Source organism: Kitasatospora sp. NPDC056184, from assembly GCF_042268405.1.
Lineage (GTDB): Bacteria > Actinomycetota > Actinomycetes > Streptomycetales > Streptomycetaceae > Kitasatospora.
This window is the reverse complement of sequence record NZ_JBHJUI010000007.1, coordinates 37,681-53,738: the sequence shown is the minus strand read 5'-3', so window position 1 is coordinate 53,738 and position 16,058 is coordinate 37,681. Positions and strand designations below refer to the sequence as shown.

The following is a 16,058-nucleotide window of genomic DNA, read 5'->3' as shown; positions in this document are numbered from 1 at the left end:
GGGCCGGCACCGCGCCGGCCCGGTCGCGCGCCCATCCTGCCCTACGCGCGGTGCCCGGCGGACCCCCCCGGTCCGTCCGCCCCGCCGCCCCCGCCCGTCGCGCCCTTCGGACCGGCCCTACAGGACGAAGGCGTCCTGTCCGTCGCCGCTCACCATCGGACGGCCCGCGCCGTCCCAGGCGAACATCCCGCCGTCCACGTTGACCGCGTCCCGGCCGTTCTGCACCAGGTACTGGACGACCTGCGCGGAACGCCCGCCGACCCGGCAGAGCACGTACAGCTTCTCGTCCGGCAGCTCGCCGATCCGCGCGACCACCTCGCCGATCGGGATGTGCAGCGCGCCCTCCACGTGCCCGGCGTCCCACTCGTCCTGCTCCCGGACGTCCAGCAGGGCGGCGTCGGCCGGCACGGCGGCGGCGGTGATGGTGGGGATCTGCGCGAACATCGTCTGATTCTCCTGGGGGTCGGGATCGGCCCCGCCATTGTCCCCCACCGGCCGGGTCCCCAGCAGGCGTTCCAGCTCGGTCTGCTGGGCGGCGGCCTTGGCCAGCAACTGCTCGGCCAACTCGGTCAGCAGCCCGTCCGGGTCCTGCGGGGCGAGTGCCAGCAGCTCGCCCATCGCGCTGCGCTCCAGCCGGACCTGCTCGGTGGCCAGCTCGCCGATCCGGCCGGTCAGCCACTCCAGCCGGCGGCGCAGCCAGCCGAGCCGGTCGGGGGAGTCGACGGCGGGCGCCGCCTCGGGCGCGGTGGACCACTCGGCGGCCAGCGCCTCCAGCGCGCCGGTGTCGCCGTATGCGTAGGCCTCGTTGACCCGGGCCAGGAACGCCGCCCGGCGCCCCTGCTCCGCCGGGTCGGTGGACAGGTCCGGGTGGGCGCGGCGGACCAGCTCGCGGTAGATCCGCTGGGCGTCCCGGCCGGGCCGCACCCGGGCGGGCGCGGCGGGCGGCGGCGGGGCCTGCTCCTGCTCGCTCTGCTCCCGGACGCTGTCGAACAGCGCGTCCAGGTCCGGCAGGTCCTCGACCCGCTGCCGCGCGGCACGGGCCCGCCGCAGGTCCTCCGGGTCCCCGGTGCGGACGGCCACCGCCTCGGCGAGCAGCGCGTCCAGCTCGTCCAGCCGGGCGTACAGCGGTCCGAGCAGCTGGTGGTGGATCAGCGCGAAGTTGTCGATCTCGACCCGCAGCGTCCGCACGTCGACGTCCATGGTGAGCCACGCGAGTTCGGCGGCCTCGACCCGCTCCTCCAGCTCCTGCTGCTCCGGATCGGTCCAGCGGACCGGGATCTGCGCGGTCACCTCTCGCCTCCTCCTGCGTGCCGTCCTGCGACCCTACCGTCCGCCCGCGCGGGGCCGCCCCGCGATGGCCGGGGAGCGCGCACCGGCGCACGGCACGTGACACGCAACTGATACCGAGGAATCTCCCCGTTTCGCTATCGACTCCCGGCCCGTCCGTGCTTCGCTGGTATCCGCACAGCATGCCTTCCTCCGGAGAAACGGCCGTCTCCCGACAGGGCGGCCAGGCGGGAGCAGACCGAATCCATGGTGGACGATCCCAACTCCACACCGCGTCCGGCGGGCACCGACCCGGGGCCCGCCACCGCACCGGGCGACCAACCCCCAGGGGTGGTCGCCCTGGTGCGGCTCGCCCTCGTGCTGGTCGACCGCGACGGGCGGATCGCCCAGTGGAGCCGGGCCGCCGAGGAGCTGTTCGGACACCGCGCGGACGCCGTGCACGACCGCCCGGCCGCCGGCCTGCTGCCCGCCGCCGAGCCGCGCAGCGTGCCCGGCCCGGCCGCGCTCCCGGCCGCCGGACGCCGCCGGGACACCTTCACCACCCTCGCCGAACTGACCGCCGCCGGCACCCCCTGGGCGGGTCAGCTGCCCGTGGTCGACCGCGAGGACCACCTGCGGGACGTGCTCTGGTGGGCCTACCCGGTGCACGGCCCGGCCGGCGCACTGCTGGCGCTGGCCGCCGACGCCCGCCCGCTGCGCTCCTCCGGCCCCCGGCTGGCCGTCGGCGAGCGGCTGCTGCCGTTCGCCGCCGCCCCCGGCGCGCTGGGCGGGTTCCACCGGCTCTCCGCCGCGCTGACCGCCCCCGGCCGGCCGGTCCCCGAGCCGCTCGCCGCGCTGCTGCCCGGCTCCACCGAACGCCGCGGACCGCTGCTCGCCGCCCTGGCCCGCGCCGGGCTGCCCGCCCTGCGGCTGGACCCGGCCACCGTGCTGCCGCTGCGCCCGGCCGACCCGGCGGCCGGCACCGCGCACGCCGCGGCCGGGATCGGCCGCCGCTACCCGACCGCGCAGCAGCGCACCGCCCGGCTCGGCCCGCCCCCGCAGCCCGAGCAGTCCGCGCCCGGCCGCCGTCCGGCCGGACCGCTGCCCGCCCAGCGCGAGGCCGCCGCCGCGCAGGCCAACGCCCCGACCTCCACCGCCCCGACCGCGGCCGGCCTCGGCACGCCGGCCGCCGGCCCGGCCGTCCCGGCCCCGCCGAGAGGAGGCACCGCCATCGAGCAGACCACCGTCGAGACCACCGTCGGGCCGCCCGCCAACGGGCACCGGCTCCTCCCGGACGAGCCGCCCGCCGCGCCGCCCGCCCCCGCGCCGTCGGCCGGCCGGTTCGGCCCGTTCCTCACCAACGGCCACGCCGGCGAGCAGCTGGCCCTGCTCAACGAGGTCGGCGGCAAGGTCGGCACCACCCTCGACCTCGGCTTCACGGCCCACGAGCTGTGCCGGGTGCTCGTCCCCCGGGTCGCCGACTTCGCCTGCGTCGACCTCGTCGACGGCCTGATCTCCGACTCCGAGCTGCCCGAGGCCCGCCCGGACGACGACACGATGCTCCGCCGGGTCGCGCTCGCCTGCAACGAGTCCACCGGCCAGTGGGACCACGTGCTCGCCGAGGGCTCGCTGGTCGCGATGCCCCGCCGCACCCCGCCCGGGATGGCCCTCCAGCTCAACCAGCCGGTGCTGGTCCCGGTGGTCACCGTGGACGTCGCCGTCGACTACGCCGCCGCGCTCGGCGGCCCGGAACTCGTCCCGGTGGTCTCCGGCCGCTCGATGCTGGTGGTGCCGCTCTCCGCCCGCGGCACCGTGCTCGGCATCCTCAAGCTGCTCCGGCTCCCCGACCGCGGCCCCTTCGACGAGAGCGACGCCGCCACCCTCAAGGAGCTGGCCGCCCGGGCCGCGCTCTCGCTGGACAACGCCCGGCTGCACCGGGCCGAGGCCCGGGTCGCCACCACCCTCCAGCGGTCGATGATCCCGACCCGGCCGCCGCAGATCCCCGGCGTCCAGATCGCCCACCGCTACCTGCCCGGCGACTCCCGGGCCGAGGTCGGCGGCGACTGGTTCGACGCGATCCAGCTGCCCGGCAGCCGGGTCGCCCTGGTGGTCGGCGACGTCATGGGCCACGGCCTGCACTCGGCCGCCGCGATGGGCCGATTCCGCACCGCGATGCAGACCCTCGCCGCACTCGACCTGCCGCCCGGCCAACTGCTGCGCCACCTGGACAACCTGGCCCACAAGCTCGGCGACGACCACCTCGCCACCTGCCTGTACGCGGTCTACGACCCGATCAACCGGACCTGCGAGCTGGCCAGCGCCGGCCACGTCCCGCCGGTCCTGGTCCACCCGGACGGGACCGGCGAGCTGCTGGAGATCCCGGCCGGCGCCCCGATCGGCGTGGGCGGGGTCCCGTTCGTCGCCAAGACCATCGACGTCTCGGACGGCTCGATGCTGGTGCTGTGCACCGACGGTCTGGTCGAGGTCCGGGGCGGCGACATAGGAGCCGGGCTGGCCGCGCTCTGCGGCAACCTCATCGACCCGACGCAGAGCCCCGAGCAGGCCTGCGACGTGGTCCTGGAGCGGCTGCACTCGGACGACCGCAAGGACGACGTCGCGCTGCTGGTGGCCCGCTTCGACGGGGTCGCGCCGAGCGAGGTCGCCACCTGGGACCTCACCGTCGACCAGCGCGAGGTCGGCCGGGCCCGCGCCCTGGTCCGCGAGCAGCTCGCCGCCTGGCACCTGGAGTCGATCGGCGACACCGCCGTGCTGCTGGTCAGCGAGCTGGTCACGAACGCCGTCCGGGTCGCCCGCGACCGGGTCCAGCTCCAGCTGATCCGGGTCGACAAGCTGCTGGTGGAGGTCAGCGACGACAGCCACAACCTGCCGTCCCTGGAACCCGCCGAACAACTCGGCGAGACCGGCCGCGGTCTGACCCTGGTCACCAAGCTCGCCGACCGCTGGGGCACCGCCCGCAAGGCCGTCGGCAAGGTGGTCTGGTTCGAACTGCCGCTCTGATGGAGCCCACTCGCCTCCGGGCCGCCTCGACCCGGCGCTTCGGGCCGCGGGCCCGCGCGCTCAGGCGCCGGCCGGGGCCCGGCGGCGGGGCTCGGCGGCCGTCGCCACCACGGTGGCCGCCCCGACCCCGGCCAGCACCCGCGGCCAGAAGTCCCCGAACACCTCCACCGAGACCGCGATCAGCAGCGCCGCGATCACCGCGACCACGTGCTCCATGCCCGCCAGGTTCGGCAGCACGATCGCCTCGCCGACCATCAGCGTCACCACCAGCCCGGCGGTGAACCAGGCCCGGCAGCGGAACGCGATGCAGATCGCCAGCGCCACCACCGCGGCCGACGGCCCGGTGTCCCGCACGTGGGCGACCCACTTCGGGAACCCGAAGAGGTGGTCCGGCCCGATCGCCACCCCGACCCGGGCGAACAGCGTCCCGGCCAGCGTGCAGGTGTAGGCCACCACCAGGGTCAGCCGCCGGCCGAGCACGATCTCGGCGATCCCGAAGACCACGAAGACCTGCGCCAGCGCGCCCCACACCGGCAGGTCCAGGGCCGGCACGTACAGCGACAGCGGCGTCCGCAGCAGCGAGACGTCCAGCGGCAGGGCCGCCTTCACCACGCCGATCCGGGTGACGAAGTGCTCCCCGCCCGGCAGGTGCTGGACGATGCTGAACAGCAGGATCAGACAGGTCGCCGCGGTCGCCAGCGGGACGGCCGCGAACTTCTTGCGCACCACCTGCTCCCGCACCGTGCCGAACAGCGTTCCCCACTCGGCGACAGCGGCCTCTCCGGCAATAGCCACCGGCCCCTTTCGCACGCCCCCCGCGTGGGTCCTCCGCATCACAACCGGTTCTCCAAATCCCCGTCGGCGCAAGCGCCTTCCCGACTACCCCCAGATTAGAAGGCGCCTCGGTAATCCACATCGGCATTTGTGCGGATCCCCGTCATCCTCTGGGGGGAGGGATCACCCCGAAATCCCCCCATCCGGACGACCGGCCCCCTCCGCCCCCCGGCGGAGGGTCTACCCCTTCCCGTTCCGTGCCGCCACCGGCACGCGGGGCGCCTCGGCGGCGGGCGGCCCCTGGTGTCGGCGACGGAACAGCGCGGGCAGGCTCGGTGCGGTGATGAAGCCCTCGGCCCGGGCACTCGCGATGCCGATCCGCGGAATCTCGCTGCTCTTCTCGAAGAGCAGATAACGCGGCTCCCAGATCGGCCGGTACTTCGCGTTGGCCCGGTAGAGGGATTCGATCTGCCACCAGCGCGAGAAGAAGCCCAGAACGGAACGCCAGAGCCGCAGCACCGGCCCGGCACCGAGCTTCGACCCGCGTTCGAAAACGGAACGGAACATGGCGAAGTTCAACGAGACCCGCGCCAGATTCACCTCACGGGCGCGCTGAAGGAGTTCGATCACCATGAACTCCATCAGCCCGTTCTCGGTGTCCCGGGCCCGGCGCATGAGGTCCAGCGAGAGCCCGTCCGCACCCCACGGCACGAAGCTGAGCAGGGCCTGCAGCTCGCCGTCGGCGTCGTGGCACTCCAGCATCACGCAGCGCCCGTCGCCCGGGTCGCCGAGCCGGCCCAGCGCCATCGAGAAGCCGCGCTCGGTCGCGCCGTCGCGCCACTGGTCGGCCTTGGCCACCAGGTCGGCCATCTCGCACTCGGGGATCTCCTCGTGGCGGCGGATCCGCACGGTGTACCCGGCCCGCTTGACCCGGTTGTACGCCTGGCGCACCACCCGCATCGCCCGGCCGTCCAGCGAGAACTCGTCCAGCTCGACGATCGCCTCGTCGCCCAGCTCCAGCGCGTCCAGGCCGTGCCGGGCGTAGATCACGCCGGCCTCCTCGGAGGCGCCCATCACGGCCGGCGCCCAGGCGTGCTCGCGGGCCTCGGCCAGCCAGACGTCGATCGCGCCCGGCCAGGCCTCCGGGTCGCCGATCGGGTCGCCGGAGGCCAGCGAGACGCCGCCGACCACCCGGTAGGCGATCGCCGCCTTGCCGCTCGGCGAGAAGACCACCGCCTTGTCCCGGCGCAGCGCGAAGTAGCCGAGCGAGTCCCGCTCGCCCTGCTTGTCCAGCAGCACCCGGAGCCGCTGCTCGTCCTCGGCGCTGAGCAGCTCGGTGCCGCGCGGGCTGCGGAAGGCCACGTAGAGGACGAGCAGGAAGAGCAGCGCGCCCATCGCGTTGATGACCGCGTTCACCCAGGTCGGCGCGTCGATCACGGAGCGCAGGTGCTCGGACGGCGTGACGGTGACCATCCGGCCGACCGAGTAGCGGAACATGTCCCAGAAGTCCGCGGTCGGCAGGTTGTTGGTCAGCGCGACCAGCGCGGCTCCGACCACGCCGCCGAAGCCCAGGCCGGCCACGAAGGTCGCGGCGGCGGTCTTCGGGTTGGAGCGGTCGCCCTTGGAGGTGAACTCCTTCCGGCCGACCAGCAGTGCCAGCACGAAACCGCAGGTCAGCACGGTGGAGACATAGTTCAGCGGGTGCCGGTCGAAGCCCTCGTCGGGCAGCGACATGGCCGCCAGGTAGAGCAGCGCGAACACCCCGGCCAGGGCGATGTTGAAGATCCAGGCGGCCCGCTTGCGGCGCCGCATGGCGATCGCCAGGAAGACCGACAGCACCGCGCTGCTCAGGCCCGCGGTCATCAGGTAGGGGGTGAAGTACTCGCCCTCGTTGTGCGTCTCGACCTGGTCCCGGAACGGCACCAGCAGCACGGTGACGAGGTTCAGCAGGGCGATCAGCCGCAGGTACCAGACCGTCGCCGCGGCGGCCCGCGGGCGCCAGCGCGCCACGACGGCGCCGGGCTCGGACCCGGACCCGGTGGGGGAGGTGGACGGCTCCGGCTTCACAGTGGACGACACAGCTCAATTCCAAACGATCAGGTGGTGGGTCGCATCCGCACACGACCCGGCGGACGCCCACCTCGGCCGGCAGGCCGACTGAGCGGCAGCCAATTCCATGGTTCCCCACTGACGGTGAGAATGGCGTGAACCAGGTAGCGGATTCACACCCCCGCCGTTCGGCGGGGGTGCCCCTGACCGGTCTCGGGGTCGGCCATAGCCCCCGGTCAGGGCCTACCCTCGATTCCAGTCATGCGGACCGGCCCGGCCCGGCCGCCGAACCGAGGAGGGACCCATCACCACCACCCGCGTGCTGATCGTCGACGACGAGATCCTGGTCCGGTCCGGGCTCGGCCTCATCGTCGGCTCCGCCCCCGACCTGGAGGTGGTCGGCGACTGCTCCGGCGCGCAGACCGAGGAGCACGTCCGGCGGCTGCGCCCGCACGTGGTGCTGCTCGACATCCGGATGCCCGACCTGGACGGCATCTCGGTGCTCCGCCGGCTCCGGGCGCTGCCCGACCCGCCGGCCGTGGCGATGCTCACCACCTTCGACACCGAGGAGTACATCGGCACCGCGCTGCGGGCCGGCGCGTCCGGCTTCCTGCTCAAGGACACCGCCCCGGAGCAGCTGGTGCACGCCGTCAGGGTGCTCGCGGCCGGCGGCAACATCCTCTCCCCGACGGTCACCCGCACCGTGATCGGCGGCTACGTGGACGGCGGCGGCCCGGACGCCGAGGCGGCCACCCTGGCCCGCACCCTGACCGGCCGGGAGCTGGACGTGCTGGCGCTGCTGGGCGAGGGCCTGTCCAACGCCGAGATCGCCGACCGGCTGTTCCTGGGCACCGGCACGGTGAAGGACCACATCAGCGCGATCCTCGGCAAGCTCGGCGCCGCCAACCGGGTCCAGGCGGCCGTGATCGCCCACCGGGCCGGGCTGGTCCGCCCGAAGCCGAGCGACGGGGCATGAGCGGCGGAGCCCTTCCCGCACGACGCCTCCTGGCCGGGCTGACCGCGCCCTGGCTGATGCTCCTGCTGCCCGCCCTCTACTCGCTGGTGGACGCCGCCCTGGTGGCCCGGGGCGCCCCGCTCTGGCAGAGCCTGCTGTCGGTGCTGGCCGCCGTCGCGCTGCCGTGGCGGCGGCGCTTCCCGGTCACCGTGCTGCTGCTGACCATGCCCGGCAGCTACGTCGACGACATCTGGCTCGCCCCGATCACCGCCGTCTACACGGTGGCCGCCGAACGCCCCCGGCCCCGGGTGGTGGTGCCCTGCGCCGTCCTGTTCGCGCTCGTCGAGTTCTTCCACTGGCCGGTCTCCGAGCAGTCCTTCACGATCAGCCGGGACACCGCCCTGTACGCCATCCAGTCCGTGATGCTCGCGGCCGGCCCGGCCGCCACCGGTCTGCTCTCCCGGACCAGGCGGGAGCTGGCCTCCCGGCTGGACGAGCTGACCCGCGGGCAGGAGCGGGAGAGCCGGCTGCTCGCCGAGCGGGTGCTCAGCGAGGAGCGCGGCCGGCTCGCCCGGGAGATGCACGACGTGGTCTCGCACCAGGTCAGCCTGATCAGCATCCAGGCCGGCGCGCTCCAGGTGTCCACCCCCGACCCGGCGGCCGCGGGCGTCGCCCGGACCATCCGCGAACTCTCCGTGCGCACCCTGGAGGAGCTGCGCCAGATGGTCGGGGTGCTGCGGGCCGGCGGTCCGCGGATGGACACCCCGCTGGCCCCGCAGCCCCGGCTGGCCGACCTGCCCCGGCTGATCGAGGAGAGCGGGCTGGCCGCCGACACCGAGCTCCTCCCGGGCGACCACCCCTGGCCGGAGGCGGTCGAGCGGGCCGCCTACCGCACGGTGCAGGAGGCGCTCACCAACATCACCAAGTACGCGCCCGAGGCCGCGGTGCACGTCCGGATCCGGGCCCTCGGCCGGCGGCTGCGGGTCGAGGTGCGCAACGAGGCGCCTCCGGTCCGCCCCGTGCAGACCCTGCCGGGCGGCGGCCACGGCCTGGTCGGGCTGCGCGAGCGCGCCCAGCTGCTCGGCGGTTCGCTCACCGCCGGTCCGACCCCGGACGGCGGATTCGAGGTCCTCGCCGACCTGCCGGCCCCGACCTCCTGAGCCGCCCCGCGCCGCCCCCGGGGGAACCGCCCCGGAGGAGCCGGACGGGAAGAACGAGAAAGCCCCGCAGATCCGAAGATCTGCGGGGCTTCGCTGTGCGCGAGGGGGGAGTTGAACCCCCACGCCCTTTCGGGCACTGGAACCTGAATCCAGCGCGTCTGCCTATTCCGCCACCCGCGCATGGGTGTTTTCACCGCTTGCCGGTCGATCAGCCGTTCCGCTCGGTACCATGTGGCCCTCGCGGTTCTTCGATCGGGCCACCCGGTGGGCGCCCCTTCCGACATGGAAAACAGTAGCACGACCTGCGGGTCGCCTCCGAATCCGTTCCCCGGGGCACCCGGGCGCATCCGAACGGATGCCCGGCGAACAGGCGAGCGACGGACGGCGGCCCCGCCGGGCGGGTGGCCCTGGCATGTTGCCGCCCGCATGCGTCACCCTGTGTGTCCGAGCCCACCCCCGGGCACCACGTGGTCCGGGAACCGTACGGATGGCCCCGGCGTGGATACGATCAGTACGGAAGTACCGCAAGTAGGCGTGACCGGTTCCCCGGGAACCGGTCGGCAGGCAGGCGACCGAACCCTGGAAGGGGGTGCCCCATGGGAGTGCTGAAGAAGTTCGAGCAGCGACTCGAGGGTCTCGTCAACGGCACCTTCGCGAAGGTGTTCAAGTCCGAGGTCCAGCCCGTGGAGATCGCCGGCGCGCTGCAGCGCGAGTGCGACAACAACGCCAGCATCTGGAACCGCGACCGCACCGTCGTGCCCAACGACTTCATCGTCGAGCTCAGCCCGCACGACCACGAGCGGCTGAGCCCCTACTCCGGGCAGCTGGGCAACGAGCTCGCCGGCATGGTCCGCGAGTACGCCGAGGCCCAGCGCTACAGCTTCATGGGACCGCTCCAGGTGAACCTGGAGAAGGCCGACGACCTCGACACCGGCCTGTACCGGGTGCGCAGCCGCACCCTCGCCGCCGAGGACCCGCAGCAGCAGGCCCCGGCGCAGCCGACCCAGCCCGGCTACGGCCGCCCGCCGGCCGCCCAGGCCCCCGGTGCTCCGTGGCAGCAGCCCGGCGCCGCCCCGTACGGCGCGCCCCCGCCGCCTGCCGCGCCCCCCGCCATGCCCCCCGGCCCGCCCGCGCCGGCCGGCGGCAACGTCCGCCCGTTCCCGGGCGCCGGCCACGGCACCTCGGTCCGCCGCTGGATCGAGGTCAACGGCGCCCGGCACCAGATCACCGGCAACGCCTGCGTGCTCGGCCGCTCCACCGAGGCGGACGTCCGCATCGACGACCCCGGGGTCTCCCGCAAGCACGCCGAGATCCGCCCCGGCACCCCGGCGATGGTGCTGGACCTGGGGTCCACCAACGGCATCGTGGTGGACGGGCAGCACACCCAGCGCGCTACGCTCCGCGACGGCTCTCGAATCGTCGTGGGCTCCACCACCATCGTCTACCGACAGGTCGAAGGGTAGAGCGGGCGCGGTTATGTCAGAACTGACCCTCACGGTCATGCGGCTGGGTTTCCTGGCCGTGCTGTGGCTGTTCGTGATCGTCGCGGTCCAGGTGATCCGCAGCGATCTGTTCGGGACCCGGGTGAACCCGCGGGCCTCCCGCCGGGGCGGCGCCCCCACCGCGTCCGCCCCCGCGGCCGCCGCCGGAGCGGCCGCGGCCGCCGGGCGCGCCCCGCAGGGCCAGCCGGCCCCGGGCGGCCCGCCGACCCAGGGCGGCGGACGCCGCCGCGGCGCCCCGACCCAGCTCGTCGTGGTGCAGGGCTCGCTGGCCGGGACCACCGTGGCGCTGCAGGGCCAGACCATCACGCTCGGCCGGGCCCACGACTCCACCATCGTGCTGGACGACGACTACGCGTCCTCCCGGCATGCCAGGATCTATCCCGACCAGACTGGGCAGTGGACGGTGGAGGATCTAGGCTCCACCAACGGCACCTATCTGGACCGTCAGCGCCTGACCGCGCCGACCCCGCTCCAGCCGGGCATGCCGATCCGTATCGGCAGGACCGTCATCGAACTGCGGAAGTAGTAGCGCATGAGGGACAGCATCCCGTCCATGACCCAGAGGGGGGCACAGGTCGCATGACCCTGGTGCTGCGCTTCGCCGCCGGCTCCCACAAGGGACTGATCCGGGAGGGGAACGAGGACTCCGGCTACGCCGGCCCGCGGCTGCTGGCCGTGGCCGACGGCATGGGCGGCGCGGCGGCCGGTGAGGTCGCGTCCTCCGAGGTGCTCGGCTCGATCGTCCGGCTGGACGAGGACGTGCCGGGTGCCGACCTGCTGACCCTGCTCGGCGACGCGGTCCAGGGCGCCAACGACCGGCTCCGCCAGATGGTCGAGGAGGATCCGCAGCTGGAGGGCATGGGCTGCACCCTCACCGCGATGCTCTGGACCGGCCAGCGGATGGGCCTGGTGCACGTCGGCGACTCCCGCGCCTACCTGCTGCGGGACGGCGCGCTGGTGCAGATCACCCAGGACCACACCTGGGTGCAGCGGCTGGTCGACGAGGGACGGATCACGCCCGAGGAGGCCGAGACGCACCCGCAGCGCTCGCTGCTGATGCGCGCCCTGGACGGCCGCGGCCAGGTCGAGCCCGACCTGTCGATCCGCGAGGTCCGGGCCGGCGACCGCTACCTGATCTGCTCCGACGGCCTCTCCGGCCCGGTCAGCCACCAGACCCTCCAGGACACCCTGGGCAGCTTCTACGCGCCCGAGCAGACCGTGCAGGAGCTGATCCAGCTCGCCCTGCGCGGCGGCGGTCCGGACAACATCACCTGCATCGTGGCGGACGTCCTCGACGTCGGCGCCACGGACACCCTGAGCGGCCGGTTCAACGACGTGCCGGTGGTGGTCGGCGCGGTCGCCGAGACCCCGCCGTCCTCGTCCGCCGCCGACCGCTCGATCGCGGACACCCCGGCCGGCCGCGCCGCCGGGCTGGGCCGTGGCCCGCAGGGCGCCTTCGGCCCCGCCGAGGGCTACGGCGCCGGCCACCCCGACGGCCAGGGCGGCTTCGGGCCGGCCGAGGGCTACCCGGAGGGCGGCGAGCCCCCGGTCTACGGGACCGAGGACTTCGGCGACGCGCCGCCGCGCAAGAAGCGCAGGAGCCGGGCGCTGACGTTCTCGCTGGTCGGCCTGGTCACCGTGGGCCTGCTCGGCGCGGGCGGCTTCTTCGGCTACCAGTGGACCCAGGGCCAGTACTACGTCGGCGCCGAGGGCGACCACGTCGCCGTCTACCAGGGCGTCAACCAGAGCCTGGCCGGGCTGAACCTGTCCTCGGTGCACACGCCGTACAAGGACATCGAGCTCAAGTACCTCCCGCAGGACCAGCGCACCCACGTCACCAACACCATCTCGGCGAGCAGCCTCGGCGACGCCGACGACAAGGTGAAGAAGCTGGGCGAGCAGGCCGCGCTCTGCAAGAAGGTCGCCGACGTCCGGGCCGCGGCCGCCAACCCGGCCGCCAACCCGGCGGCCCAGCAGGCCGCCGGAACGGTGGCGACGCACGCCGGGTTCGTGACGGCCACCACGCCGCCCAGCCCGTCCGCCACCGGCCGTGCCCCGGCGGCCGGCGTCCCCACGACCCCGCCGGTCCCGACCCCGAGCGCCACCGCCCCGGCCACCGCGGCCCCGGTGGCCCCGGCCGCCCCGCAGGGCGACCTGCCCGGCCTGACCGACGAGGAGCGGCAGCGCGCCGACTCCTGCCCGAAGCCGTGATGGACGCGACCCGACATAGGCCCACCCGGCGCGGGCCCGCCGGCCGTCAGGGAGCGGCTACGACGTGAGTACCTTCGATGTGAGCAGCGACGCCAACCGCCGGGATTCCGGCGTGCCGGCCGACCGCGCGTCCTCGCGGCGCCGCCGCAACACCACCATCTCCCCGCAGGCCACGCCCAACCGGCGCAACACCGAGCTGGCGATGCTCGCCTTCGCGGTGGTGCTGCCCGTCCTGGCGTACGCCAACGTGGGCCTGGCGATGGACGACGCGCTGCCGACCGGCATGCTCGGCTACGGCCTCGGCATGGGCGCGCTCGCGCTGATCGCGCACCTGCTGATGCGCAGGTTCGCGCCGTACGCGGACCCGCTGATGCTGCCCATCGCCACCCTGCTGAACGGGCTCGGGCTGGTGATGATCTGGCGGCTCGACAAGGCCGGGCCGCTGATACACAACAACTTCCCGGCCGCGGCCAACCAGCTGATGTGGTCGGGCCTGGGCATCGCGTTCTTCATCGTGGTGATCGTCTTCCTGAAGGACCACCGGGTCCTCCAGCGCTACACCTACATCTCGATGGCGGTGGCCCTGGTGCTGCTCGCCGCGCCGGCGTTCTTCCCGGCGCGCAAGGAGGACTTCGGCGCCAAGATCTGGATCCGGATGGGCTCCTTCTCGATCCAGCCCGGCGAGTTCGCCAAGATCATCCTGACCGTGTTCTTCGCCGGCTACCTGATGGTCAAGCGGGACGCCCTGGCGCTGGCCAGCCGCCGCTTCATGGGCCTGTACCTGCCGCGCGGCCGCGACCTCGGCCCGATCATCGTGATCTGGCTGCTCAGCCTGCTCATCCTGATCTTCGAGAACGACCTCGGCTCGTCCTTCCTGTACTTCGGCCTCTTCGTGGTGATGCTCTACGTCGCCACCGAGCGGACCAGCTGGATCGTCTTCGGCCTGCTGATGTCGATCGGCGGCGCGGTCGCGGTGGCCTCCACCACCAGCCACGTGAAGACCCGCATCGACGCCTGGCTCGACCCGATGGCGGCCTTCGAACCGAAGCACCCGCCGGGCGCCACCGAGCAGATCGGCCAGGCGCTGATGTCCTTCGGCTCCGGCGGGGTGACCGGCTCCGGGCTCGGCCAGGGCCGCTCCTGGCTGATCGACTTCGCCGCCAAGAGCGACTTCATCCTCGGCTCCTTCGGCGAGGAGCTGGGCCTCACCGGCATGATGGCGATCTTCATGCTGTACGCCCTGCTGATCCAGCGCGGCCTGCGCACCGCGGTCGCCGCCCGCGACCCGTTCGGCAAGCTCTTCGCCGTCGGCCTCTCCTCGGCGATGGCGCTGCAGGTCTTCGTGGTCGCCGGCGGTGTCACCGGCCTGATCCCGCTGACCGGTATGACCATGCCGTTCCTCGCCCAGGGCGGCTCCTCGGTGGTCGCCAACTGGGCGCTGGTCGCGATCCTGCTGAAGATCAGCGACAACGCCCGCCGCCCCGGGGTGGAACCCACCCCCACACCCGAGATCCAGGGGGGTACCGCCTCGTGAACAAGCCCATCCGCCGGGTCTCGATCTTCTGCCTCGTGCTGATCCTGGCCCTCATGGTGCGCACCAACTGGATCCAGGGCGTGCAGGCCGACGCCTGGGCGAGCAACAAGTACAACAAGCGCCAGGTCTACGACCGCTACGCCTACCCGCGCGGCAACATCATCGTCGACGGCCAGCCGATCACCCAGTCCACCTTCGTGAACGGCCTGCGCTACAAGTACAAGCGGTCCTGGACCGACCCCCAGATGTACGCCCCGGTCACCGGCTACTCCTCGCAGGCCTACGGCTCCAGCTTCCTGGAGCAGCTGGAGGACGGCGTCCTCTCCGGCAGCGACGACCGGCTGTTCTTCCGCAACACCCTGGACATGCTGACCGGCGAGCAGAAGCGCGGCGGCGACGTCGTCACCACGATCAACTCCAAGGCCCAGAAGGCCGCCTTCGAGGGCCTCGGCAACAAGAAGGGCGCGGTCGTCGCGCTCGACCCGAAGACCGGCGCGATCCTCTCCCTGGTCTCCACGCCGTCCTACGACCCAGCCAGCTTCGCCGGCAACGAGAAGTCGGACGAGAAGGCCTGGACCGACCTCAACGCCGATCCGAACAAGCCGATGCTCAACCGCGCGCTGCGCGAGACCTACCCGCCCGGCTCGACCTTCAAGCTGGTCACCGCGGCGGCGGCGTTCGAGAACGGCCTGTACCAGAACATCGACGACCAGACCGCGACCCCGGACCCGTACACCCTGCCGGGCACCAACTTCGTGCTGAAGAACGAGTCCGACCGGGAGCAGTGCGGCAACGCCACGATCAAGTCCGGCATGGACCAGTCCTGCAACACCGTCTTCGCCAAGATGGGCGCCGACCTGGGCAAGGACAAGATGCGGGTGCAGGCCGAGAAGTTCGGCTTCAACAGCACCGTGGACACCCCGATCCGCTCCGAGAAGAGCGTCTTCCCGTCCAACTCCACCCCGGACGGCACCGCCCAGGACTCGATCGGCCAGCACGACACCCAGGCCACCCCGCTGCAGATGGCGATGGTCTCCGCGGCGATCGCCAACAACGGCACGCTGATGCAGCCCTACCTGGTCGCCGAGGAGCGCTCCGCCTCGCTGACCACCATCTCCAAGCACACCGACAAGCAGTTCTCCCAGCCGGTCAGCCCGGCCACCGCGCAGAAGCTGCAGGACCTCATGGTCTCGGTCGTCGAGAACGGCACCGGCAAGAACGCCAAGATCCCGGGCCTGACGGTCGGCGGCAAGACCGGCACCGCCCAGCACGGCGAGGGCAACGCGGGCCTGCCGTTCGCCTGGTTCACCTCGTACGCCAAGGCCTCCGACGGCCGCTCGGTCGCGGTCGCGGTGGTCGTCGAGGACGGCTCCAACAACCGCGACGGCATCAGCGGCGGCCGACTCGCCGCGCCGATCGCCAAGTCGGTGATGCAGGCCGTCCTGGGCAAGTGACGGCATGCGTCCGCGAGTGAGGGAAATGTCACGATCGGCACCCCTGTCCGGATACCGGTCTGATATCGGCCTGCGGCCGACTCGGGTCCGACCCCGTCCGACCGGTAGCGTATCCGCAGCAACGGGTGTGTCCGT

11 protein-coding genes and 1 tRNA gene are annotated in these 16,058 nt (G+C 73.2%); 8 read left to right on the top strand and 4 right to left on the bottom strand.

Annotated elements, in window-relative coordinates; genetic code table 11:
* Window positions 1-117: 117 nt before the first annotated feature.
* Window positions 118-1,290: a rhodanese-like domain-containing protein gene (locus ACFC0B_RS16105; protein WP_376086430.1), complete on the bottom strand. Its 1,173-nt coding sequence runs from the start codon at window positions 1,288-1,290 to the stop codon at window positions 118-120.
* Window positions 1,291-1,533: 243 nt separating this feature from the next.
* Here ACFC0B_RS16105 and ACFC0B_RS16100 point away from each other — a divergent pair, with 243 nt between their 5' ends.
* Complete coding sequence (locus tag ACFC0B_RS16100; RefSeq protein ID WP_376086429.1) at window positions 1,534-4,284, top strand: SpoIIE family protein phosphatase; 2,751 nt, start codon at window positions 1,534-1,536, stop codon at window positions 4,282-4,284.
* A gap of 60 nt (window positions 4,285-4,344) precedes the next feature.
* Here the strand turns inward: ACFC0B_RS16100 and ACFC0B_RS16095 are convergent, their stop codons facing one another.
* Both ACFC0B_RS16095 and ACFC0B_RS16090 read right to left on the bottom strand, forming a co-directional pair.
* Window positions 4,345-5,079 (bottom strand): hypothetical protein, encoded by a 735-nt coding sequence (locus ACFC0B_RS16095; RefSeq protein ID WP_376086428.1) that lies wholly within the window; start codon window positions 5,077-5,079, stop codon window positions 4,345-4,347.
* Between the two features lie 219 nt (window positions 5,080-5,298).
* Entirely contained in the window at window positions 5,299-7,137 is a 1,839-nt protein-coding gene (locus ACFC0B_RS16090; protein WP_376086427.1) for a phosphatidylglycerol lysyltransferase domain-containing protein, read from the bottom strand.
* A gap of 295 nt (window positions 7,138-7,432) precedes the next feature.
* Between ACFC0B_RS16090 and ACFC0B_RS16085 the strand changes: the two genes are divergently transcribed.
* Window positions 7,433-8,083 (top strand): response regulator transcription factor, encoded by a 651-nt coding sequence (locus ACFC0B_RS16085; protein ID WP_355362651.1) that lies wholly within the window; start codon window positions 7,433-7,435, stop codon window positions 8,081-8,083.
* Window positions 8,080-9,222, top strand: coding sequence for a sensor histidine kinase (locus ACFC0B_RS16080; RefSeq protein WP_376086426.1), 1,143 nt, complete (start codon window positions 8,080-8,082; stop codon window positions 9,220-9,222). Before ACFC0B_RS16085 ends, ACFC0B_RS16080 begins: the two co-directional genes overlap by 4 nt.
* Before the next feature lie 96 nt (window positions 9,223-9,318).
* Here ACFC0B_RS16080 and ACFC0B_RS16075 read toward each other — a convergent pair.
* Window positions 9,319-9,402: transfer RNA gene (locus tag ACFC0B_RS16075), tRNA-Leu, on the bottom strand.
* A 416-nt stretch (window positions 9,403-9,818) separates the two neighbouring features.
* Here ACFC0B_RS16075 and ACFC0B_RS16070 point away from each other — a divergent pair.
* The 5 genes from ACFC0B_RS16070 (at window position 9,819) to ACFC0B_RS16050 (ending at window position 15,923) form a co-directional block, all read left to right on the top strand.
* Window positions 9,819-10,685: an FhaA domain-containing protein gene (locus ACFC0B_RS16070; protein WP_376086425.1), complete on the top strand. Its 867-nt coding sequence runs from the start codon at window positions 9,819-9,821 to the stop codon at window positions 10,683-10,685.
* Between the two features lie 13 nt (window positions 10,686-10,698).
* The gene (locus ACFC0B_RS16065; RefSeq protein WP_376086424.1) at window positions 10,699-11,250 is read left to right on the top strand and encodes an FHA domain-containing protein; all 552 of its coding nucleotides are present in this window, start codon (window positions 10,699-10,701) and stop codon (window positions 11,248-11,250) included.
* Window positions 11,251-11,303: 53 nt separating this feature from the next.
* On the top strand, window positions 11,304-12,935 hold the full coding sequence (locus ACFC0B_RS16060; RefSeq protein WP_376086423.1) for a PP2C family protein-serine/threonine phosphatase: 1,632 nt from the start codon (window positions 11,304-11,306) through the stop codon (window positions 12,933-12,935).
* Window positions 12,936-13,047: 112 nt separating this feature from the next.
* The gene (locus ACFC0B_RS16055) at window positions 13,048-14,469 is read left to right on the top strand and encodes an FtsW/RodA/SpoVE family cell cycle protein (RefSeq protein ID WP_376086695.1); all 1,422 of its coding nucleotides are present in this window, start codon (window positions 13,048-13,050) and stop codon (window positions 14,467-14,469) included.
* Complete coding sequence (locus tag ACFC0B_RS16050) at window positions 14,466-15,923, top strand: peptidoglycan D,D-transpeptidase FtsI family protein (RefSeq protein ID WP_376086422.1); 1,458 nt, start codon at window positions 14,466-14,468, stop codon at window positions 15,921-15,923. The genes ACFC0B_RS16055 and ACFC0B_RS16050 overlap by 4 nt, the downstream gene beginning before the upstream one ends.
* Window positions 15,924-16,058 lie beyond the last annotated feature (135 nt).